Annotated in this window: 20 protein-coding genes; 13 read left to right on the top strand and 7 right to left on the bottom strand. The window is 70.2% G+C overall.

Features of this window, described 5'->3' with window-relative positions:
* Positions 1-176: 176 nt before the first annotated feature.
* Positions 177-857, bottom strand: coding sequence for an aquaporin Z (gene aqpZ / locus MCHT01_RS01320; protein ID WP_067061211.1), 681 nt, complete (start codon positions 855-857; stop codon positions 177-179).
* 157 nt (positions 858-1,014) lie between these two features.
* Positions 1,015-1,938, bottom strand: coding sequence for a LysR family transcriptional regulator (locus MCHT01_RS01315; RefSeq protein WP_067061208.1), 924 nt, complete (start codon positions 1,936-1,938; stop codon positions 1,015-1,017).
* Positions 1,939-2,183: 245 nt separating this feature from the next.
* Between MCHT01_RS01315 and MCHT01_RS01310 the strand changes: the two genes are divergently transcribed.
* The 3 genes from MCHT01_RS01310 (at position 2,184) to leuD (ending at position 5,338) form a co-directional block, all read left to right on the top strand.
* On the top strand, positions 2,184-3,131 hold the full coding sequence (locus MCHT01_RS01310; RefSeq protein ID WP_084451549.1) for an alpha/beta fold hydrolase: 948 nt from the start codon (positions 2,184-2,186) through the stop codon (positions 3,129-3,131).
* Between the two features lie 117 nt (positions 3,132-3,248).
* Positions 3,249-4,706 carry a 3-isopropylmalate dehydratase large subunit gene (gene leuC, locus MCHT01_RS01305; RefSeq protein WP_067061205.1) on the top strand — a complete coding sequence of 486 codons (1,458 nt, stop codon included), beginning with the start codon at positions 3,249-3,251 and terminating at the stop codon, positions 4,704-4,706.
* Positions 4,703-5,338, top strand: coding sequence for a 3-isopropylmalate dehydratase small subunit (gene leuD / locus MCHT01_RS01300; RefSeq protein ID WP_067061202.1), 636 nt, complete (start codon positions 4,703-4,705; stop codon positions 5,336-5,338). Before leuC ends, leuD begins: the two co-directional genes overlap by 4 nt.
* Positions 5,339-5,828: 490 nt before the next feature.
* Here leuD and MCHT01_RS01295 read toward each other — a convergent pair whose 3' ends face one another.
* From MCHT01_RS01295 to MCHT01_RS01280, 4 genes are all read right to left on the bottom strand, one after another.
* Positions 5,829-8,081, bottom strand: coding sequence for a xanthine dehydrogenase family protein molybdopterin-binding subunit (locus tag MCHT01_RS01295; protein ID WP_067061349.1), 2,253 nt, complete (start codon positions 8,079-8,081; stop codon positions 5,829-5,831).
* A gap of 20 nt (positions 8,082-8,101) precedes the next feature.
* Positions 8,102-8,560 (bottom strand): (2Fe-2S)-binding protein, encoded by a 459-nt coding sequence (locus MCHT01_RS01290; RefSeq protein ID WP_067061199.1) that lies wholly within the window; start codon positions 8,558-8,560, stop codon positions 8,102-8,104.
* Positions 8,557-9,411: a hypothetical protein gene (locus MCHT01_RS01285; protein WP_245643118.1), complete on the bottom strand. Its 855-nt coding sequence runs from the start codon at positions 9,409-9,411 to the stop codon at positions 8,557-8,559. The genes MCHT01_RS01290 and MCHT01_RS01285 overlap by 4 nt, the downstream gene beginning before the upstream one ends.
* 99 nt (positions 9,412-9,510) lie before the next feature.
* On the bottom strand, positions 9,511-10,380 hold the full coding sequence (locus tag MCHT01_RS01280) for a DMT family transporter (protein ID WP_067061346.1): 870 nt from the start codon (positions 10,378-10,380) through the stop codon (positions 9,511-9,513).
* Positions 10,381-10,468: 88 nt separating this feature from the next.
* On the opposite strand from MCHT01_RS01280, the gene MCHT01_RS01275 reads away from it, so the two are divergent.
* Entirely contained in the window at positions 10,469-11,803 is a 1,335-nt protein-coding gene (locus MCHT01_RS01275; RefSeq protein ID WP_067061195.1) for an aminotransferase-like domain-containing protein, read from the top strand.
* A gap of 63 nt (positions 11,804-11,866) precedes the next feature.
* Here MCHT01_RS01275 and MCHT01_RS01270 read toward each other — a convergent pair whose 3' ends face one another.
* Entirely contained in the window at positions 11,867-12,829 is a 963-nt protein-coding gene (locus MCHT01_RS01270; RefSeq protein WP_067061194.1) for a class I SAM-dependent methyltransferase, read from the bottom strand.
* A 246-nt stretch (positions 12,830-13,075) separates the two neighbouring features.
* Between MCHT01_RS01270 and MCHT01_RS26615 the strand changes: the two genes are divergently transcribed.
* From MCHT01_RS26615 to MCHT01_RS26610, 9 genes are all read left to right on the top strand, one after another.
* Positions 13,076-13,543 carry a DUF4124 domain-containing protein gene (locus tag MCHT01_RS26615; protein ID WP_169806076.1) on the top strand — a complete coding sequence of 156 codons (468 nt, stop codon included), beginning with the start codon at positions 13,076-13,078 and terminating at the stop codon, positions 13,541-13,543.
* Between the two features lie 217 nt (positions 13,544-13,760).
* Positions 13,761-15,260 carry an McrB family protein gene (locus MCHT01_RS01260; RefSeq protein ID WP_067061189.1) on the top strand — a complete coding sequence of 500 codons (1,500 nt, stop codon included), beginning with the start codon at positions 13,761-13,763 and terminating at the stop codon, positions 15,258-15,260.
* On the top strand, positions 15,247-16,581 hold the full coding sequence (locus tag MCHT01_RS01255; RefSeq protein ID WP_067061186.1) for a hypothetical protein: 1,335 nt from the start codon (positions 15,247-15,249) through the stop codon (positions 16,579-16,581). Before MCHT01_RS01260 ends, MCHT01_RS01255 begins: the two co-directional genes overlap by 14 nt.
* Positions 16,582-16,687: 106 nt before the next feature.
* On the top strand, positions 16,688-16,987 hold the full coding sequence (locus MCHT01_RS01250) for an EF-hand domain-containing protein (protein WP_067061183.1): 300 nt from the start codon (positions 16,688-16,690) through the stop codon (positions 16,985-16,987).
* Between the two features lie 480 nt (positions 16,988-17,467).
* On the top strand, positions 17,468-18,631 hold the full coding sequence (locus tag MCHT01_RS01245) for an HlyD family secretion protein (RefSeq protein ID WP_067061180.1): 1,164 nt from the start codon (positions 17,468-17,470) through the stop codon (positions 18,629-18,631).
* A gap of 85 nt (positions 18,632-18,716) precedes the next feature.
* The gene (locus MCHT01_RS27695; RefSeq protein ID WP_259375129.1) at positions 18,717-18,848 is read left to right on the top strand and encodes a hypothetical protein; all 132 of its coding nucleotides are present in this window, start codon (positions 18,717-18,719) and stop codon (positions 18,846-18,848) included.
* A gap of 74 nt (positions 18,849-18,922) precedes the next feature.
* The gene (locus MCHT01_RS01240; protein ID WP_067061178.1) at positions 18,923-19,654 is read left to right on the top strand and encodes a hypothetical protein; all 732 of its coding nucleotides are present in this window, start codon (positions 18,923-18,925) and stop codon (positions 19,652-19,654) included.
* Between the two features lie 99 nt (positions 19,655-19,753).
* The gene (locus MCHT01_RS01235; RefSeq protein ID WP_067061175.1) at positions 19,754-20,485 is read left to right on the top strand and encodes a hypothetical protein; all 732 of its coding nucleotides are present in this window, start codon (positions 19,754-19,756) and stop codon (positions 20,483-20,485) included.
* Between the two features lie 137 nt (positions 20,486-20,622).
* Complete coding sequence (locus MCHT01_RS26610; protein WP_169806075.1) at positions 20,623-20,760, top strand: hypothetical protein; 138 nt, start codon at positions 20,623-20,625, stop codon at positions 20,758-20,760.
* Positions 20,761-20,807 lie beyond the last annotated feature (47 nt).

Below are 20,807 nucleotides of genomic sequence, written 5' to 3'. Positions count from 1 at the left end.
TGCCCATGCTCATGCTCATGCTCATGCTCATGCCCATGCCCATGCCCATGCCCATGCCCATGCCCATGCCCATGCCCATGCTCGTGCTCGTTGCGACGCCGCATGCTGCCCCCTCTCCCGCTTGCGGGAGAGGGTCGGGGTGAGGGTCTTCGGGCTCGTCCGAGCGACCGCTCCCCTCAGTCCTTCATCAACGCGCGATAGACGCCGCCCCCCAGCAACCCGCCGACCAGCGGAGCGACCCAGAACGCCCACAGCTGCTGCAGCGCCCAGGGTTCCGCGAACAGCGCCACCCCCGTGCTGCGCGCCGGATTCACCGAGGTGTTGGTCACCGGGATACTGATCAAGTGGATCAGCGTCAGCGCCAGCCCGATCGCGATCGGCGCGAAGCCTTGCGGGGCGCGCTTGTCGGTCGCCCCCATGATGATGAACAGGAACATCGCCGTCATCACCACCTCGCACAGCAGCGCGGCGCCCAGCGCGTAGCCACCGGGCGAGTGCTCGCCGAAGCCGTTGGACGCGAAGCCGCCGACGGTGAAGCCCGGCTTGCCGCTGGCGATCAAGTAGAGCACGGCCCCGGCGAGCGCGCCGCCGATGACCTGCGCCACGATGTAGGGCAGCAGCTGCCGGGTCTCGAAGCGGCCACCGGCCCACAGGCCGACCGACACCGCCGGGTTCAGATGACAGCCGCTGATGTGGCCGATCGCGAAGGCCATCGTCAGCACGGTGAGCCCGAACGCGAGCGAGACGCCCAGCAGGCCGATGCCCAGCTGCGGGAAGGCCGCCGCGAGCACGGCGCTGCCACAACCGCCCAGCACCAGCCAGAACGTGCCGATGAGCTCGGCCAGATATCGCTTCATGAAGTCCTCCCATCGCGCGGCGCGTCCCGCGCCCGCTGTCACACCCACGCTTGTCCCGCCGAGGTCCGCATCGTCCCCGCGCTTGTCGACACGTGTACGGCGACGATTCTGGCAGCGGCACCCCGGGGCGCGAGCCCCCGCGTCAGGGGACGCGCCGTCACCATCCCCCGTCGTCGTCGACGCGGTCGCCGCGATGCGGCTCGAAGCGCTCGAGCAGGAAGTCCACCAGCGCGCGCGTCTTCGCGGACAGGTGCGCGCGCGTCGGGAAGATCAGGTGGATGTCGGCCGGCGGCAGCGCCCAGTCCGCCAGCACCGGCCGCAGCCGCCCCGAGCGCAGCATCGGCGCGGCTTCCCAGGCCGAGCGCAGCAGGATGCCGTGCCCGTCGAGCCCCCAGGCGAGCACGCTCTCGCCGTCGTTGGAGGCCAGCGGGCCGCGCACCTTCACGCTTTCCTTGCGCGTGCCCTGGCGCAGATGCCAGGTGCCGAAGGTCTCGTCGTTCTCGCGGATGAAGAGGCAGGCATGGCGCGCCAGCTCGCGCGGCGAGGCGGGCTCGCCCGCGCGCTTCAGGTAGGCCGGCGAGGCGCACAGCACGCGCCGGTTGCGCGCCAGCAGCCGCGCCGTCAGTCGCGCGTCGGGCGGCTCGCCGACGTGGACCTCCAGGTCCAATCCCTGCTCCACCAGATTGACCGGGCGATCGGTCAGTTCCAGCCGCACCTCCACGTCCGGATAGCGCCGGGCGAAGCGCGACAGCGCCGGCGCGATGTGCTTGCGGCCGAAGCCCAGGCTCGCGGCGATCCGCACCAGCCCCTTGGGCTCGGCGCGGCTGCCGGCCACGGTGCGCTCCAGCGCCTCCAGCTCCTCCAGCACGCGGGCCCCGTCGACCAGATAGGTCTCGCCCTCCGGGGTGAGTCCGATGCGCCGCGTCGTGCGCTGCAGCAGCCGCACGCCCAGTCGCCGCTCGATCGCGGCCAGCCGCTTGCTCACCGCGGGCGGCGTGACGCCCAGTTGCTGCGCCGCCGCCGCAAGGCTGCCCTGCTTCACCAGCAGCGCGAAGAAACCCAGATCCGAGAACCCGTCCATTGCTGACTCCAAAGAACGAAAGAACTGCCGACTCGGAAATTATGCGACCAGCATTCACCACCAGAATCGATGGCATGCCTCCTACCCCCGAGATCCACGATCGCGCCCTGCCGGTCTCCGACCGCGCGGCGGACACCGCCACCGCCACGAGCGCCGCCGACGCCGCCCGCACGCTGCTGGACGGTCTGACCGGCCGCCCGGCTGCGACGACGGCAACTGCAGCGGCAGCGACGACGACGCCCAGCATGGTCGGCGGTGGGCGCATCACGTCGGAGGGGGTCAGCGACGCGCTCGCCGCGCTGTATCCCGGCTTCGTCCATCGCAGCATCGAGACGGCGCCCGGCGTCCGCATCCACGCGACCCTCGGTGGCCGCGGCCCGGCGCTGCTGCTGCTCCACGGCCACCCGCAGACCCGCGCGATCTGGCATCGGATCGCGCCGACGCTGGCCGAGCACTTCACCGTCGTCGCGGCCGACCTGCGCGGCTACGGCGATTCCTCCAAGCCGGAAGGCGGGGACGACCATACGGCCTACAGCAAGCGCACGATGGCGGCCGACATGCGCGCGCTCATGCGCGCGCTGGGGTTCGAGCGCTTCGACGTGCTGGCCCACGACCGCGGCGCGCGCGTCGCGCATCGCCTGGCGCTCGACGCGCCGGACGCGGTGCGGCGACTGGCGCTGCTGGACATCGCCCCCACGCTCGACATGTACGAGGGGGCCAGCGACACCTTCGCGCGCGCCTACTGGCACTGGTTCTTCCTGATCCAGCCCGCGCCGCTGCCCGAGCGCCTGATCGAGGCCGATCCCGCCGCCTACGTGCGCGACGTGATGGGCCGCCGCAGCGCCGGCCTGGCGCCCTTCGCGCCGCAGGCGCTCGCCGAGTACCAGCGCGCGCTCGCCCTCCCGGGCACCGCGCACGGGCTTTGCGAGGACTACCGCGCCAGCGCCGGCATCGACCTGGTCCACGACCGCGCCGACCGCGAGGCGGGCCGCCATCTCACGATGCCGGTGATGGTGCTGTGGGGCGCGCAGGGCGTGGTGCACCGCTGCTTCGACCCGCTGGCGCTGTGGCGGTCCGTCGCGCGCGATGTGCGGGGCGAAGCCCTGCCCTGCGGTCACTACCTCCCCGAGGAGGCACCCGCGCTGCTGCTCGAGCGCGTGCTGCCCTTCCTCGCCGACGCCGCCCCCCGCTGACCCGGCGTCGGCCACGCCGTCGCCGCCATCCCCGCCATACCCCCTGTGCGGCTTCCTCCCGCACGCTCGAGAAGAGGTCGCCCGATGAGTTCCTCCCCCACCGCCCCCCCCGAGGTCATGGCGCCGCCCGTCCCGGCGGCCGCCGCCGCGCCTCGCACGCTGTACCGCCGGCTGGTCGACAGCCACACGGTCGCCACGCTGGACGATCAGAACGTGCTGCTGTTCTGCGACCTGCACCTGATGAACGAGTACACCAGCCCGCAGGCCTTCGCCGGGCTGCACGAGCAGGGCCGCGGCGTGCCGATGCCGCGCCAGAACGTCGCGGTGGTGAGCCACATCATCCCGACGCATCCGGTGGCCAACCAGCTGCGCGTGATCGCCGACGGCCCGTCGGCGCTGCAGGCCAGCAACCTCAAGCGCAACTGCGATCGACACGGGATTCCGCTGTTCGACACCACCGATGCGCTGCAAGGCATCGAGCACGTGGTCGCGCCGGAGCACGGGATGATCCGGCCCGGCATGGTCGTGATCTGCGGCGACAGCCACACCACGACCTACGGCGCGCTGGGCGCGCTGGGCTTCGGCATCGGGACCACCGAGGTCGAGCATGTGCTCGCGACGCAGACGCTGGTCTACCGGATGGCGCAGGACATGCGCATCCGCGTCGACGGCGTGCTGCCGGCGGGGACGACGGCCAAGGACCTGGTCCTGGCGATCATCGGCCGCATCGGCGCCCAGGGCGCGCGCGGCTATGTGGTCGAGTTCTGCGGCAGCGCGATCGACGCGCTGTCGGTGGAGGCCCGGTTCACCGTCTGCAACATGGCTGTCGAGGCCGGCGCGCGCGGGGCCCTGATCGCGCCCGATGACACCGCCATCGCCTACGTGCTGGACAAGGTGCCGGCGCTGACCGGCGCGATGAAGGAGGCGGCGCTGGCGCACTGGCGCTCGCTGCGGTCCGACGACGACGCAGTCTTCGAGGTCGAGCATCGCTTCGATGCCGCCGAGGTGGCGCCGCAGGTGACCTGGGGGACCAGTCCGGACCAGGTCGCGCCGATCGACGCCGTCATCCCGGATCCCGCCGCGATGACCGACGCGGCCGCCCGCTCCAGCGCGGAACGCGCCCTGCGCTACACCCGCATGAGCGCGGGCACGCCGCTGATCGGCACGCCAGTCCAGCACGTGTTCATCGGCTCCTGCACCAACGGCCGCATCGAGGACCTGCGCGCCGCCGCCGACATCCTGCGCGGCCGCCACGTCGCGCCGGGCGTGCGGGCGATGGTGGTGCCGGGCTCGGGCGCGGTCCGCGCCGCCGCCGAGGCCGAAGGGCTGGATCGCGTGTTCATCGATGCGGGCTTCGAGTGGCGCCAGCCGGGCTGCTCGATGTGCCTGGCGATGAACGACGACGTGCTCGCCGACGGCATCCGCTGCGCGTCGACGACCAACCGCAACTTCGAGGGCCGCCAAGGGCGCGGCGCCATCACCCACCTGATGAGTCCCGCGATGGCCGCCGCCGCCGCGGTCACCGGCACGCTCGCCGACGTGCGCCGTCTGCCTCCCTTGGAGTCCTCGCGATGAAACCCGTCCGACTGATCGAAGGCCGCTCGGCGGCCCTGCGCATCGAGAACCTCGACACCGACCAGATCATGCCCAAGCAGTTCCTGCGGGGCATCGACAAGAACGGCCTGCGCGAGGGCTTGTTCTACGACCTGCGCTTCGACGCGCAAGGCGTCGCGCGCCCCGAGTTCGTGCTGAACCAGCCGGCGTATGCGGACGTGTCGGTGCTCATCGCGGGGAACAACTTCGGCTGCGGGTCCAGCCGCGAGCATGCGGTCTGGGGCCTGCAGCAGGCGGGGATCCGCGCGGTGGTCGCGCCGAGCTTCGGCGAGATCTTCTACTCCAACGCGATGGGCAACGGGCTGCTGCTGGTCACGCTGCCGGAAGCGGATGTGCGGGGGTTGATGGACGACGCGGATCAGGGGGGGCGGAATGCCGTCGCCATCGACGTGGAGGCGCTCACGCTGAGCGCGGCGTCGTCACCCGATCACGCGATGCGCTTCGAGATGCTTCCGCGGCATCAGCGGATGTTGCTGGAAGGACTGGACGCGATCGGGCTGTCGATGACCTACCAGGATCAGATCGCGGCCTTCGCCGCGCGCCATTGGGCGGCGCAGCCTTGGCTCAAGGATGTCGCGGTCGGGGCTTCTTGAAGTGCCTCGCGCCGAGGCGCTCGGAGTCATCGGCTCCCTCTCCCGCTGCGCGTGCGAGGGAGCGAGTCAGGCTCTGGTGTGCCACGACCCTCACCCCGACCCTCTCCCGCGCAGCGGGAGAGGGGGCGCATCGCGCGAGACGCCATGCGCATCGCAGCCCCTCGAACGACGCTGAGCGCATCGCAGCCCCTCGCCCACGGAGCGGGAGAGGGGGAATATCGCGCGAGACGCCATGCACATCGCTGCTCCTCGAAAGACGCCGAGCGCATCGCAGCCCATCGCCCACGGAGCGGGAGAGGGGGCACATCGCGCGAGACGCCATGCGCATCGCTGCTCCTCGAAAGACGCCGAGCGCATCGCGGCCCCTCGCCCACGGAGTGGGAGAGGGGTTTGGGGTGAGGGCCGTTGAACACAGCGAGCCGGTGTTGCTCCCTCGCACGCGTAGCGGGAGAGGGGGTCAATGACCCCGAGCGCCTCGGCGCGAGGCACTTCAGATCTGGAACGGCAGCGCCCTCACCCGCTTGCCGGTCAACGCCGCCATCGCGTTCGCCATCGCTGGCGCGATCGGCGGCACGCCGCATTCCCCCATCCCCGTCGGCGGCTCGGCGGACGGCACGATGAACACATCCACCTGCGGCGCATCGACGTGCGTCGCGATGCGGTAGTCGTGCCAGTTGCTCTGCTGCACTTCCCCGTTCTTGAACGTGATCTCCGCACCGGGCAAGGTCGTGCCGATGCCCATCACCAGTGCCCCCTGCACCTGCGCCTCGATCGTCCGCGGGTTGACCGCCAGATTGCAGTGCACGCCAGCCGTCACGCGATGCAGCCGCGCCCGCCCATCCCGCATCGACGCCTCCACCACATACGCGACCACCGTCCCGAACGACTCGTGCACCGCCACGCCCCAGGCGCGGCCTTTCTCGAGCCGAGTCTTCCCGTAACCGGACCGGGCCACCGCCAGATCCAGCGCGGCCAGGTGCCGCTCATGCTTGGCCAGCAACTGGCGCCGATACGCGACCGGATCGACCCCGCCCGCCTGGGCGAGCTCGTCCACCAGCGTCTCCATCACGAAGGCGGTGTGCGTGTGCCCCACCGAGCGCCACCACAGCACCGGCACGTTGACCTTGGGGTGATGCACCTCCAGCGCGATCGGGAACGGATAGGCGCTCTCCGCCACGCCCTCGGTCATCGTCGTGTCGGCGCCGTTCTTCACCGTGAACGCCGCGAACGGCGTGCCCATCGTGATGGACTGCCCCACGATCACATGCTTCCAGCTGACCACCTGGCCCTTGCCGTCATGCGCGATCTCGACGCGGTGCAGATGCATCGGCCGGTAGTAGCCGCCGCGCACGTCGTCCTCGCGGGTCCAGATCATCTTGATCGGGCCCGGCTTGCCGGCCGCGTGCCGCGCCTTGGCCACCTGTGCCGCCTCGACGAGGTAATCCGAGGTCGGCGTCGCACGCCGGCCGAAGCCACCGCCCGCCGTCATCGTGTTGAGCACCACCTGCTCCGGCTTGAGCCCGAGCACGCCCGCCACCTGGGCCTGGTCCACCGTCTGGAACTGCGATCCGACCCACACCGTGCAGCGGTCGCCCCGGAAGTCGATGCTGCAGTTCAGCGGCTCCATCGGCGTATGGGCCAGATAGGGGAAGACGTACTCCGCGCTGATCGTGCCGGCCGCGCTCAGCCCGGCGGGCGCGCCCTCGGCCTTCTGCACCACCGTGCCCGGCTGCTTCGACAACTCGCGGAACTGCGCGAGCAGCGCCGCGCTGTCCACGCGCTCGAGGCCGGCCAGGTCCCACTCGACCTTGAGCAGCTCGCGCGCCTTGCGCGCCGGCCAGAAGCCGTCGGCGACGATGGCCAGGCCCGTCGCGCCGTTGACCAGCGGCACCTTGATCACCTCCTCGACGCCCGGCACCGCCAGCGCCGGCGCCGCGTCGAAGCTCGCCACGCGACCGCCGAAGACCGGCGGATGCAACATCACCACGGTGCGCAGGCCCGGCTGCTGGAAGTCGATGCCGAAGTCCTGCCGGCCGCTGGACTTGGCGCGCGCGTCCAGCCGGTCCATCGGCTTGCCGATCAGACGGAACTGCGCGGGCGTCTTGAGCGCCACCGTCGCCGGCACCGGCTCGTTCACCGCCCCGGCCGCGAGCACGCCGTAGTCCAGCCGCTGGCCGTCCGGCACGACGACCTTGCCGTTCTCGGTACGCAGCTGCGCGACGGGCACGCCCGTTCGCTTCGAGGCGGTCGCGAGCAGCATGGCCCGCATGCGGGCGCCGATCTCGCGGTACTGCATCCACGAGGCCTTCATGCTGGTGGAGCCCCCCACCATCTGGATCTGGAAGAACGGATCCTTGTAGGCCTCGCCCGCCGGCGCGAGCTCACAGCGGATGCGGCTCCAGTCGGCGTCCATCTCCTCGGCGACCAGCATGGGCAGCGCGGTCTGCACGCCCTGGCCGAAATCGATCTTGCCGATCTTCACCGTCACGATGCCCTCGGCATCGATGGACACGAAGGCCAGCGGCTGCTGGAAGGGCTTGAGCGTCATCGGCGCGCCGGGGCCGTAGCCGCCCTGCGCGCCCGAGGCGCCGCCCGCCTCCTGGGCGCCGACGCCCACGGTGTAGAGCGCGAAGCCGGAGGACAGCCCCATCTTGAGAAACAGGCGTCGGCCGACACCGGCCGCCTCGGCGCCCGCATCGCCGGCGCCCGCCTCGGGTAGCACGCCGTTCAGGTACTGGAACATCGGTCGCATGGCGGTCTCCTTCAGCCCAGCGCCTTGGCGGCGTCCTTGACGGCGGCGTGCACCCGCACATAGGTCCCGCAGCGGCAGAGGTTGGCGCTCATGGCGCTGTCGATCTCGGCGTCGGTGGGACGGTGATTGGCCTTGAGCAACGCGACGGCGGCCATGATCTGGCCGCTCTGGCAGTAGCCGCATTGCACGACGTCATGCTTGACCCACGCGTCCTGCACCGCCTTGCCGACACGGTCGTCGGCGACGGACTCGATGGTGGTCAGGTGCTGGCCCGCGATCGACTCGACCGGCGTCACGCAGGCCCGGCGCTGCTGGCCGTCGATGTGCACGGTGCAGGCACCGCAGACCGCGATGCCGCATCCGAACTTGGTGCCGGTCATGCCCAGCGTGTCCCGCAGCACCCACAGCACCGGCGTGTCGCCAGGGACGTCGACCTGCTTGGGTTGGCCGTTCAGGCGGAAAGAGATCATGGCTGGCTCCTCGTGAGGGCCGCGCCCGGCGCGCGGCCGGAGGCGTTGTCGTGGGGATCGGCGCTGGCGGTCGCGGGGAGCGCCGCCGGCCTGGCGGGATCCTGGAGGCGCTGATCGCCGCCGCGCGCGAGGGCCCTCAACTGATCCACCACGCCGCGCTCGGCCTCGGCCCTGGTCGTGCCGACGGTCTTGCGCAGGGGCTCGGTGGCGTCGCAGGGCGCGCCGTTGCGGATCCAGGCCCGCACCTGCTCGTCGAAATCGGGCTTGGCCAGCGGCGGCAGCGCGCGCGCCGGGCCGGGCTGCCAGCCCCAGGCGACCAGATGATCGGTCAGCAGATGCTGCTCGAGCATCGCCAGCGAGCGGTGGCCGTTGGTCGCCGGCTCGCGGAAGACCTTGCACAACGCCGGTCCGCTCAGGCCCAGCCACGACATCTTCATGTTGTCCGGCGGCATGTGCCAGCCAGGCTTGCCGTCGGTCTCCAGGCCCGGCGGCGCGTGCGGCAGCGGGCTGTTTCTCGTCGAGTGACAGGTGGCGCACTGCAAGGGGGCGACGCCCTTGCCATCGGTGCCGCGCTGCACGGCCGGGTAGTGGACGCGGCTGAGGTCACCCTGCAGCGGCGCGCCCGGCACGTGACAGTTCAGACATCGCGGGTGGAGCAGCACGCGCTCCATGCGGGCGAAGGCGGCCAGGCCCTCGTCGCGGTTCGGTGTCGCTGAAATCGGGGTCGGCTGGAAGCTGGCGCCCTCGGCCGCGAGGGCCAGGGGCGGCGCGGCGATCAGGCCCAGCACCGCGGTGCAGGCCACCGCGCACGGCGCGGGCCATGCGGATCCCCATGCGAAGAAAGCACCCATGTCGACCTCCTGCTGGCTGCGTCGTGACGCTCCGCAGTCTAGGGAGGCGGGCGGCGACGTGGCTTGCACGATCCGCCGCGAGGCTTGCCTGATTCGCCGTCAGCGGGGCCGCGAGAAGCGCCGGGCCCCGGCGACGCAGCCGATCACGGCGACGGTGACCGCGAGCATCGCCGGACTCACCGATTCACGCAACAACCCCGCCGCCAGCGCGAGTCCGAACAGCGGCTGCAGCAGCTGCAGCTGACCGACGGCCGCGATGCCGCCCTGCGCCAGGCCGCGGTACCAGAACACGAAGCCGATCAGCATGCTGAACAGCGACACATAGCCCAGCCCGGCCCAGGCCGGCGCGCCGACGCCGCGCAGGCTCGCGGGCATCAGCCACAGCGCGCCGGCGAGCATCACCGGCAGCGCGATCGCCAGCGCCCAGCAGATCACCTGCCAGCCGCCCAGCGTGCGGGACAGCTTCGCGCCCTCGGCGTAGCCCAGTCCGCAGACCAGGATGGCGGCCAGCATCAGCAGATCGCCGGCCGGCGCGGCGCTCAGGCCCTGCGCGGCGGCGAAGCCGATGACGAAGAGGCTGCCCAGCGACGAGAAGATCCAGAACGCGGGCCGCGGCCGCTCGCCGCCGCGCAGCACGCCGAAGGCGGCGGTGGACAGCGGCAGCAGCGCGATGAAGACGGTCGAGTGCGCCGAGGTCACATGCCGCAACGCCAGCGCGGTCAGCAGCGGGAAGCCGATGACCACGCCCGCCGCCACGATGACCAGCGGCCAGGCCTGCGCGCGCGTGGGCCGACGCGCGCGCAGCAGCATCAGCGCGAGCAGCGCCAGCAGGCCGGCGATCGACGCGCGGGCCGCCGTCAGGAAGACGGGATCGAAGTCGGCCACCGCGAGACGCGTCGCCGGCAGCGAGCCGCTGAAGATCAGCACGCCGATGAAACCGTTCAGCCAGCCTCGGGAAGTCGTGTCCATGGATCGCGGGTCGTTGGGGAAGGAAGCGGCCAGCGTAGCGACCAGGATCAATACAATCAAAAAATTGTCATGGATACAGGCGGAGCGCATGGCGGAACCCCGGTACAAGGCGGTGGTCGATCGATGGGCGGCGGAGATCCGTGGCGGCACCCTGCCCGCCGGCACGCGCCTGCCGACGCATCGCGAGCTCGCGGAGCGCGAGGGCTTCGCGCTGGTGACGGCCACACGCGTCTATGCGGAACTGCGCGCGATGGGGCTGGTCAGCGGCGAGACCGGCCGCGGCACCTTCGTCAAGGAGACGCTGCTGTCTCCGAGCCAGGGCGTGGACCTGGACGCGGTCGCCGCGGACATGGTGGACCTGAGCTTCAACTACCCCTCGCTGCCCGGTCAGGCGGAGCTGCTGCGCGGCGCGCTGCGACAGCTCGCCGGCGCGGGCGATCTGGAGGCGCTGCTGCGCTATCAGCCGCATGGCGGCCGCCCGGCCGATCGCGCCGCGGTCGCGCGGCATCTGACGCGGCGCGGGATCACGGTCGAGGGCGGGCAGGTGCTGATCGTCGACGGCGCGCAACACGGCATCGCGGTGACGCTGATGGCGCTGCTCAAGCCGGGTGATGTGGTCGCGGTGGACGCGCTGACCTATCCCGGCTTCAAGCTGGTGGCGGAGATGCAGCGGCTGGAGCTCGTGCCGGTGCCCGCCGCGGGCGCCGGGCCCGACCTCGACGCGCTGGAAACGCTGTGCCGGAGACGCCGGGTGAAGGCCATCTACACCATGCCCACGCTCAACAACCCGCTGGGCTGGGTGATGGGCGCGACGCGGCGGCGCGAGCTCGCGGCGCTCGCGCGGCGGCACGACCTGTGGGTCATCGAGGACGGCGCCTACGCCTACCTCGCGGAGGACCCGCCGCCGCCGCTGGCGATGCTCGCGCCGGAGCGGACGGTCTACGTCTCGGGCTTCTCCAAGAGCGTGGCCGCCGGCCTGCGGGTGGGCTTCGCGGTGGCGCCGCCGCAGGCCGTTCATCCGATCGAGCGCGCCATCCGCGCGACGACCTGGAACACGCCGGGCGTGATGACCGCCATCACCGCCGGCTGGCTGGAGGACGGCACCGTCGACCGCCTGGAGGGAGAGAAGCGCGAGGACGCGAAGCGGCGTCAGCGTCTGGCGGCGGAGCGGCTCGGCCCGCTGAAGCGGATCGGGCATCCGTCGAGCTACTTCGTGTGGCTACCCCTGGGCGAGGAGGTCCGTGCGGACCAGGTGGCGATGGCGCTGCAGAACGAGCGCGTGTCGGTGTCCACCGCCGAGCCCTTCGCCACGACCAGGCATGTGCCGCATGCGATCCGGCTCGCGCTCGGCTCGGTGGACGTCGAGCGGCTCGGCGAAGGCCTGGATCTCGTCCGGGCGGCGATCGAGGCACGGAGCTACTGAGACCGGCCGGTCGCCGATCGTCCGGCGATTGACCAGCGATTGACCGGCGATCGCCCGGCGCGCTCAGTCCGCGTCGGACGGCGCGGGTGACACGGGCCGAGCGGCGTGCTCGGGCTGACGATAGACCAGCACCTTCAGCGAGCGCTCCTCGTCCACGTCGGCATGGACGGCGGGATTGGCGACGCGCTCGATGAACACGAGTGTCGGCGCCTCGGTGGCGAGGGTCTCGCGCAGGAAGTCCGTGCCGAGCTTGGGCGTGTTGAGGCACACCAGCGCGTGGCCGCCGGGGGCCAGGAGCTCGGGCAGCTTGCGGGCCAGGCGGGCGTAGTCCTTGGTCGCGACGAAGCTGCCCTTCTGGTAGCTGGGCGGATCCAGCACGACCAGGTCGTAGGGCGCGCCGCGGCGGATCTTGCCCCAGGAGTTGAAGACATCGTGGCCATGGAAGGCCGCGCGGTCCTGCAGGCCGTTGAGCTGATGGTTGCGGCGGCCCACGGCCAGCGGGCCGCGCGCCATGTCGTAGTTGTCGACCTGCGCCGCGCCGCCGCGCAGCGCGGCGACCGAGAAGGCGCAGGTGTAGGCGAACAGGTTGAGCACCCGGCCGCCGGGATGGGCCTCGGCCCAGCGCCGCGTCCAGCGGCGGCCCTCGGCCATGTCCAGGAAGAAGCCGTGGTTCTGCCCGTGCGGCAGGTTGACCGCGAAGCGGGCGCCGTCCTCCTCGACGACGTGCTCGGCCGGGATCTCGCCGGCCATCACGCGGTTGGTGGGGCGGTTCTCGTCGCGGTGCTGGAAGACCCAGTTCAGCGGCTCGCCCGGCGCGATCTCGGCCCAGCGCGCGGCGAGCGCCTCGCCGACGCGCGCGAGCGCCTCGTCGGTCACCGGCGCGAAGCTGGTCAGCAGCCAGACCGGCGGATAAGCATCGAGCGTCCACTGCTCGCAGCCCGGATGGCGGCCGCCACGGCCGTGGAAGACGCGGCACGCGTCGGTGGGGCGGTCGAGGCGGGAGATGGCGTCGAGGAGAGCTTGCATGGGACCGGAACGGGAAGGGGCGCCAGTGTAGACACCCGGCGCCGGCACCCCACCCGGAGGGATGCCCATCGGCGTCCCGGGTCCCTACAGTCGCACCTCGTCACGAGAACGACAACGATCAGGGAGAGCGGGATGGGCGTGCTGGCGCGCGGGAATCGGGAGGGGAGACGTCCCCATGGACAGGCCGCGCATGGCGGCTTGGTCAGACCCGCGGGACGGGGCCCTCAGACCGCGCCGACGCGTCTCGTGCGGATCGTCGCCGCGTTGATCGGCGCGGTGCTCGGCGTGGCGCTGGTCTGCGCGCCGGCGGTCGTTCAGGCGCAGGCACCGGGCCAGGTCTACAAGTGGGTCGACGCGCAGGGCCGCACGCATTACTCGAGCAGCAAGCCGACCGATCCCGCCACCCGCCCCACCGAGATCAAGCCACCGCCGCCAGCGCCCCTCCCGCCGCCCGCGCCGCCCAAGCCGTCGACGTCGGAGGACTGGCCGCCGCGACCGGCCTATCGGCCGGTGGAGACGCCGCAGGTCACGATCACGCCTTCCCCGCCGGCGCCCCCGCGCGCGCTGTCGTCCGGGATGAACCGCGAGACCGACGCCTACCGGTGCGCGCTCGCCAAGGACGTCCTCAGCGGCGCGGTCCGCCGTTGGTCTCGGCCGACCGACGACCACGATCGCAAGATCGCGCATGACGACATCAAGCTGTTTTGCAAATGAGGCCGTGACGTGGCACCACCCGCGGTCTGCGGGCCACTGGCCGCCGACGCACCGAGCCTGTGCGTCGCGGCAACGCGCGGAACGAATTCACGTCCTCGCCCACTGCATGCGGCGCCCGCGTCATTGAGGGCGAGGAGCGGCCATCCGCCGACTCGACAGCACCAGTCGATGCTGAGAATCGACGCCAGACAGAACGACACCACATCAGGGAGCAACGATGTCGTCGACACCTCCGCACCACCATCAGCTGATCCTGTTCGGGCCGCCGGGGACGAGCAAGAGTCGCCGTGCCCGTGATGTCAATGCCGCCGCGCTGAAGGCCGTCGGCGACAGCGTCATTCCGGCGATGTTCCATCCGGACTACAGCCACGGCGAGTTCGTGGCGCGCCTGCTGCCGATGAGCGAGGCCGGCGTCATCCACTACGACGTGCATGCGGGGCCGTTCATCCAGGCGCTCGCCCGCGCCTACGCGGCCCTGTCCAGCGCCGAAGCGCGCGGCAACGTCCCGCCGCCGGGGAACGTCGTGCTGCTGATCGACGAGATCAACCGGGGCAACTGCGCGGAGGTCTTCGGCGAGGTCTTCCAGCTGCTGGACCGCGATGACAGCGGCTGGTCGAGCTACGAGGTCAGCGTGTCGCCGGTCGTCCTGAAGGCCCTGGACAACGAGCTGACGAGGGCACTCGACGAGCAGGAGAGCAACGGGCAGGAGAGCGACGAGGTGCCGCCACCCCTCACTGCCGAGATCAAGCGGTTGATTGATCGACGTCGTCTCAAACTTCCGCCGAACCTGTACCTCATCGGCACGATGAACACGAGCGACGAATCCGTGTACTTCATGGACTCGGCCTTCAAACGGCGCTGGCACTTCGAGTTCCGATCGGTGGGGTTCGAGGAAGTGGACGCCTGCCAGCGCGATGCACGCATTGCCGGCACCGAGCACCGGTGGTCCGATTTCCTCGACGCGCTGAACGCCTTCATCCTCGACAAGTGCAGCTCGCCCAAGATGGACGACAAGCTCGTGGGGCCGTGGTTCATCAAGGCGCGTCGACATCTCGCCCGGTCGGTCGGCGAGTTGTGCGCCGCGCAGGTCCTCACGATCGCCAACCACGCCGCAGGCGTCCATCTCCAAGGGCGCGGGGCGGACTTCAGCAGCAAGTTCGAACAGGGCGTTCTTGCCCTTGCCCGCGGTCTGCCGGCATCGGCAGCCCAAGCCGTCCATGCGCTGGCGCAGTACGACCCGAAGCACCAGCCGCGAACCTTTGTGGCGATCGATACCGACGCGCAGATCGAGAGCTTCCGCTATTACCTCAAGGAACCGCGTAACGCCGGAAAACTGGGCACCAACAGCTTCATCGCACAGTTGAAGCTGATTCCCGCGGAGGCCGAGCGCTGGGAGATCGACCGCACCGCCGTTGCAGGCAAGCTGATGCTCTACCTCTGGGACAACGTCTTCGACCGCGACAAGACGCCGCTGGCAGGCCTGCTCGGCGTCGATCGCGCAGACCTGCGGACCTTCGGCCAGTTCACCGATCGCGTGAAAGACTTCATTGAGGCCATCGGCCAGCGAGGCCAAGCCGCGGCGGCTCGCCTCGCCGCGACCGCGGCGGCTGCGGCCGCATCGGCGGCCAGCGACGCCGAACCGGCCACCGCGCCGATCGCGCCCTCGGGATCGACCGCGGCCAACGACCTCGCCGCTCCGCAGAATGCGGGTCGCTGACCTTCCGGTCGTCCACGGCGGCTCGGGTGTCGGCCTCTTCCTCCGGGACGGCCGCTACGAGCTGCGCGTCCCGCACGGCATGACGGCCCTATCGTCGCGCGAGGCGATAGCGCTGCTCTTCAAGACCTTCGTCGTATTCCGTCGCACCCGGCGCGACGTCCGGCGCCTGCGACCGCGCGACGGTGTGGAACAGCGTCCGACCGGACAGGACGCCGGCGAGGACGGCGTCTCCTTCTGCGACGCGCTGGCCTTCGACGAGCTTTTCGACCGCGTCGACCCGCGCAGCTTGCTCTCGCTGTGCGAGCGCGCCGCCCGGCTGGACCACGGTCTGCCCGCGCGCTTCGAGCGGCACCTGCATCTGGCGCTTTTCGACGAGCGGGGGACCGCGCACTTCGAGCGCGTCCCCGGCACGCGACGCGCCGCTCGCCATGGGCAGGCGGACATCGTCGGCCTGTACTGCGTGCTCGCCCAGGACTTCTATCGGAACCTGCTAGGCGTCGATCCGGTCTGCGGCTGGGGGGCGTTCGCCAGCGAGGGAGAGGCGCTGGCCGACGACTTCCGGCATCGCCACCTCACGCCGGAAGACTCGCTCTTCCAGGACGACGCGTCGGCGAGCGATCGCTCGCGGGAACAGTTCCGGCATCTGCTCGCCGTCATCGACCGTGCCTCACCGGTGCGCGACGCGGTGTACCGCGATCTGCATGACGCGCTCGATCGCTACCTCCACGCCGGCCCGGTGCCGGACGAGCGGCACCGGACGCCAGACGGTCAGGTCTGGGGCGTGGGCGATTTCTGGGCCGTGTGGGAATCGATCTGCCTGGTCCACGCCCTCGACCAGGACATCGACGCGGAGCGTCTGCCAAGCCTGTGGACATGCGACCACGAGCACCTGCCGCGGGGCCTCGCCGACGATGCGCTGAAGCGCGACTGGGAGCACCGCCGCGATCAGGTCTTCGCGCGCAACGAGATCCGGCGCCGTCCCGATCTCGTTCGGACGACAGGCGAGGGGTGGCTCATCGCCGACTTCAAGTACCAGGCGCGGCCGCAGACGCAGCGGCCGAAGTTCGCCGACGAGGGTGAGCTCACGAAGGCCGAACGGGACTTCCTCAACCTGGAGGCCTATGGGCTGCTGCTGCGCGTGCATCTGTTGACGCCGCCGGTGCAGGTCGATCACCGCGTGCGGCTTGAGATGTGGCTGCCCGGCGAGTCCTCCGAGCTCCGGCACATGCCGGGAACGCCACGCTGGGATCCGCCGCTGTCCATCCGTCATCTCGCGACGCGGCCCGCCTTGGAGCGCTACGGCCGCTTGTACGGCCGCTGAGACGCATCGCCGGCGCGACAGGAATTGACATAGCTTTACCGCCGGGACCGCACGGTTCACGGGGTCGGGTGCGAAGCTGCGGGCTCCAACTCTCCGGGAGCCCCAGATGTCGCAGACGAAAGCAGTCCTGACCGCCATGGCCGCCGCCGTGATCGCGGCCCTCGCGCTCACGGCGATGCCGGTGCAAGCCCAGGCGCAAGGCGGCAAGGCCGCGCAGAAGCTCGAGGAACGCTTCGCCGCCGCCGACAAGGATCACGACGGCAAGCTCACCAAGGCCGAAGCCGAGGCCGGCATGCCCCGCCTGGCCAAGCACTTCGACGAGATCGACACGCAGAAGACCGGCTCGGTCACGCTGGATCAGGTCAAGCAGTACATGGCCGCGCACATGAAGGACCGGAAGAAGTAGGCCGATCACCCCGGTTGTGGCGCGGCCGCCATGATGGCCGGCGCATTTCCGGCTCGCCCCCGGCCAATTTCCAACCAAGCCCATTCACGGCGCTCGGATATCGATGGAGACTCCATCGATCCGGGCGCCGTTTTCATGGCCGATATTCGCCGATATATTGATTCAGCGAGTTTCCGACTGACATATTCGAGTGGGCACACCCACTTGAATTGACTGGTATTTCTGCCACCAGCCATCAGATCGATCGAGCAACCATGTCGCCGCAGGCTCGGCAAGCCCTCCTCATAGGGAAACGCCGAGCGATTGCCATCGCGAAAACCCCGTCGACATACTGCCTGCCATCCCAACGAAGGCACGGCCATGTTTCGATCGGAAGTTCTTGAATCCCGACAGGCGCAATGGATGGGCACCATCCGGATCGCCCGGCGACCGGGTTATCGGGTGGTATCCACCGCTGCCGCGATATTGGCGATCTCACTCGTGGTTTTCGCCCTGTTCGGCGAAATGGCGCGCAAGACGCGCGCACCGGGCCTGCTGGTGCCGGTGGGCGGTTTGGTGCAGTTGGCGGCGCCACAGGCCGGGCGGGTCGCGGAGCTCCTGGTCGGCGAAGGCGATCGGGTCCAGGCGGGGCAGCCGCTGCTTCGGCTCCAGACCGATCGCACGCTCGCCGACGGCGACTTCGCCGACCTGAACCGTCGGGCGCTCGAGGCTCGCCGGACCAGCCTCAACGAGGAACGCCGCCTGCAGCTGCAACAGGCGGATGAACGTCGGCAGACGCTGAAGGAGCGCCTCGCGAGCCTGGTCGCGGAGACGGCCCAGGCGCGGGAGGAGCTGGAAACGATCCGGCAGCGGGTGGTGCTCGGGCGCCGGAGCCGCGACCGGATGGTCTCCCTGGCCGCGGAGGGCTTCATGTCCACCGCGCAGGTGCAGCAGAAGGACGAGGAGCTGCTCGATCTGCTCGGCCGCGAGCGCGGCGGCCAGCGCTCGCTGGTGACGCTGGAGCGGGAGCAGCAGACGATCCGCGCGGAGCTGCTGTCCATCCGCACGACGCTGGAGACCAGCCTGACGCAGCTGGATCGCGGCGTCGCGCAGCTGGAGCAGGAACGCGCGGAGCTGGAGGCCCGCGCCGGACTGACCGTCACCGCGCCCCGGGAGGGGCGGGTCAGCGCGCAGCCGGTGCACGCCGGACAGGCGGTGCAGGCGGGACAGACGCTCATGACCCTGGCGCCGGATCACGCCGACGGCGAGCACCCCGCGACGCGGTCGCCACTGACGGCCCAGCTGTATGCCTCCAGCCGCGCGGTGGGTTTCATCCAGCCCGGCCAGACGGTCTGGCTGCGCTACGCGGCCTATCCCTTCCAGAAGTTCGGCATGGCCCAGGGACAGGTCCTGCACGTGAGCCCGACGCCGATCGCGCCGCAGGACCTCCCGGCGGGTCAGGAGCAGGCGCTGGTCAGCGCGGCCCAGGCCAACGAGCCGCTGTACCGGATCGATGTGCGGCTGGAGCGGCAGGTCATCGCCGCCTACGGCCAGGACGTGCCACTGCGCGCGGGCATGAGCCTGGAGGCCGACGTCACGCTGGAGCGGCGACGCCTCTGGGAATGGCTGCTGGAACCGCTGCTGGCGACAGCACGACGCGTGTAGCAGGGAACAGGTCTGCCGGCGGCGAGCACTCGGCGCCGGGGAACGGCGGTCGACCGATTCGGCCAATCAACGGAAGGTGAACGACATGACTGAACTGACTCAAGACGAGATCGATCAAGTGCACGGTGGCGGCTTCTTCTCGAAGTTCGGAAGGTTCCTGGGCTTCTGCCTGGTGACCCTCTTCGCCAAGGGCGCTGGCTTCCCCAAGGCCTTCTGAGCTTGGGCTGACGGTTCCCCTTGATCCTTTTGCGGCCGGCTGCTCAGGTTGCCGGTCGCTTTTTGAACCCGCCCATGCCCTACTCCTTCCCTTGTGCCTTCGGGATCCTTCTGGCGATTGGATGGTTCCACGACATCGCCTGGGCCGCGCAGCCAGTCCAGTTGCCTCGAACCGAGATCTCCGGGAAGCTCATCCACGATCCCGCCTGGATGTCCTACCGCGACGCTCGCCGCGTGGTCGAGATGTTCGAGCGATATGCCAAACCCAAGGATCTCGTTCGCCTCCTGTATGCCCTCGAGCCGAAGTGGCCCGAAAGCTTCCGCTACGACGGCCTGACATTCGCCGTCGAGGATGACGAGCACGTGGTGCCGCTGCCGCTCCGGTTCGGATATGCCGACATGCTGCTTCACCCACCGGTCAATGAACGGCAGGCGCGGTTCGTGGTGAATCGGCCCCGGGGCACGCTCACCCTGGACTACAACATCTCCGTCGCGCCCCGTGCGGACCAGCACTACGAGCAGCCGTATCAGCGCAAGGGCTGCGCCCAGGCCTTCGACCTGTATCGAACACAGACCACGCTGACCGAGCTGGCGACCGCGGGCAAGCAATGCGTCGGTCTCCAGTTCTTCCTGCTCAGCGACGATTCGATCGTTGTCCAGCGCGACATCGACGGCGAGGAACGCGAGCTTCCCGCGCAGCGGGGACGCTTCGGCCGGCGCGTCGATGTCCGCTGGTCCGAACAGATGCAGTCCATCGACATACGCCCCCCTGATCGACCGCACGTCATCGGGGTTCTCTTCGAGTAGCACCCCTGCGCTGCTCATCCTCGCCCCCACACCTTCTCTCCCGCCGCGAGGTCGGCACCTATCGGCAATGGCGGCGCCCAGCCACCCATCGAATCTCCCATGCTCAACTTCTTCTTCACTGTCGTCAGGCTCGCGGTGGCCAGTGCGCTGCTGCATGGCACCGCCTGCATCGCGCAAGCGGTCCAGCTCCCGCGCACCGAGGTCTCGGGAAAGCTCGTCCGCGATCCCACCTGGATGCCTTACCGCGATGCCCGTCGTGCGATCGACACCTTCGAGCGATACACGAAACCCAAGGATCTGGTCCGCCTCACCTACCTGCTGTCCCCGAAGTGGCCCCAGAACTTCAGTTTCGAAGGCCTGACCTTCGCCATCGAGGACGACGAGACCCTCGTGCCGCTGCCCCATCAGCTGGGGCTCGCCGACGTGCCGCTTCGTCCACCGGTCAACGAGCGCACGGCGCACTTCGTCGCCAATCGGCCGAAGGGAACGCTCAAGCTGAGCTACCACGTCTCCCTGGCCCTTCGCGCGGATCAGCGTTACGAGCAGCCCTATCTGCGCGAGGGCTGCGCCCAGACCTTGGATGTGTATCGGACGCAGACCGCGCTGACGCAGCTCCAGACGGCAGGCAAGCAATGCGTCGGCGTCGAGATCCATCTGCTCACCGCGGACTCGACCGTGATCCAGCGTGACACGAGCGGCGAGGAGCACGAGCTCCCCTCGGTCAAGGGACACCTCGGCCGCCAGGTCAAGGTCCGATGGACCGACCAGTTGCAGGCCATCGAGGTGCGCCCGCCCGATCGCGCTCATCTGGTGTCGATCCTGCTCGAGTAGCGCGAGCTTGACCGGCTCCGCCGCGCCGCCTGGCCACAAGCTCGACCACCCGGCGGCGCCTCCCGCATCCACCGATGTCGACCGACATCGGGGAACGGCGGCCGACCGATTCGGCCATTCAACCCAAGGTGTTCGACATGACTGAACTGACGCAAGACGAGATCGATCAGGTGCACGGCGGCGGCTTCTTCTCGAAGCTCGGGAAGTTCCTGGGCTTCTGCGTGCTGACCTACCTGGACTACCGCGGCATCGTGAAGCTGACGGTCATCCGCTGACCGATCGACAGCCTCCGACCTCCCCTGCGGCCGGCCGCCTCGGCGGT

Source organism: Mitsuaria chitosanitabida ATCC BAA-476 = NBRC 102408 (genome assembly GCF_001598255.1).
GTDB lineage: Bacteria > Pseudomonadota > Gammaproteobacteria > Burkholderiales > Burkholderiaceae_C > Roseateles > Roseateles chitosanitabidus.
The sequence above is the reverse complement of the archived record's forward strand: the minus strand, read 5'-3'. Positions and strand labels throughout refer to the sequence as shown.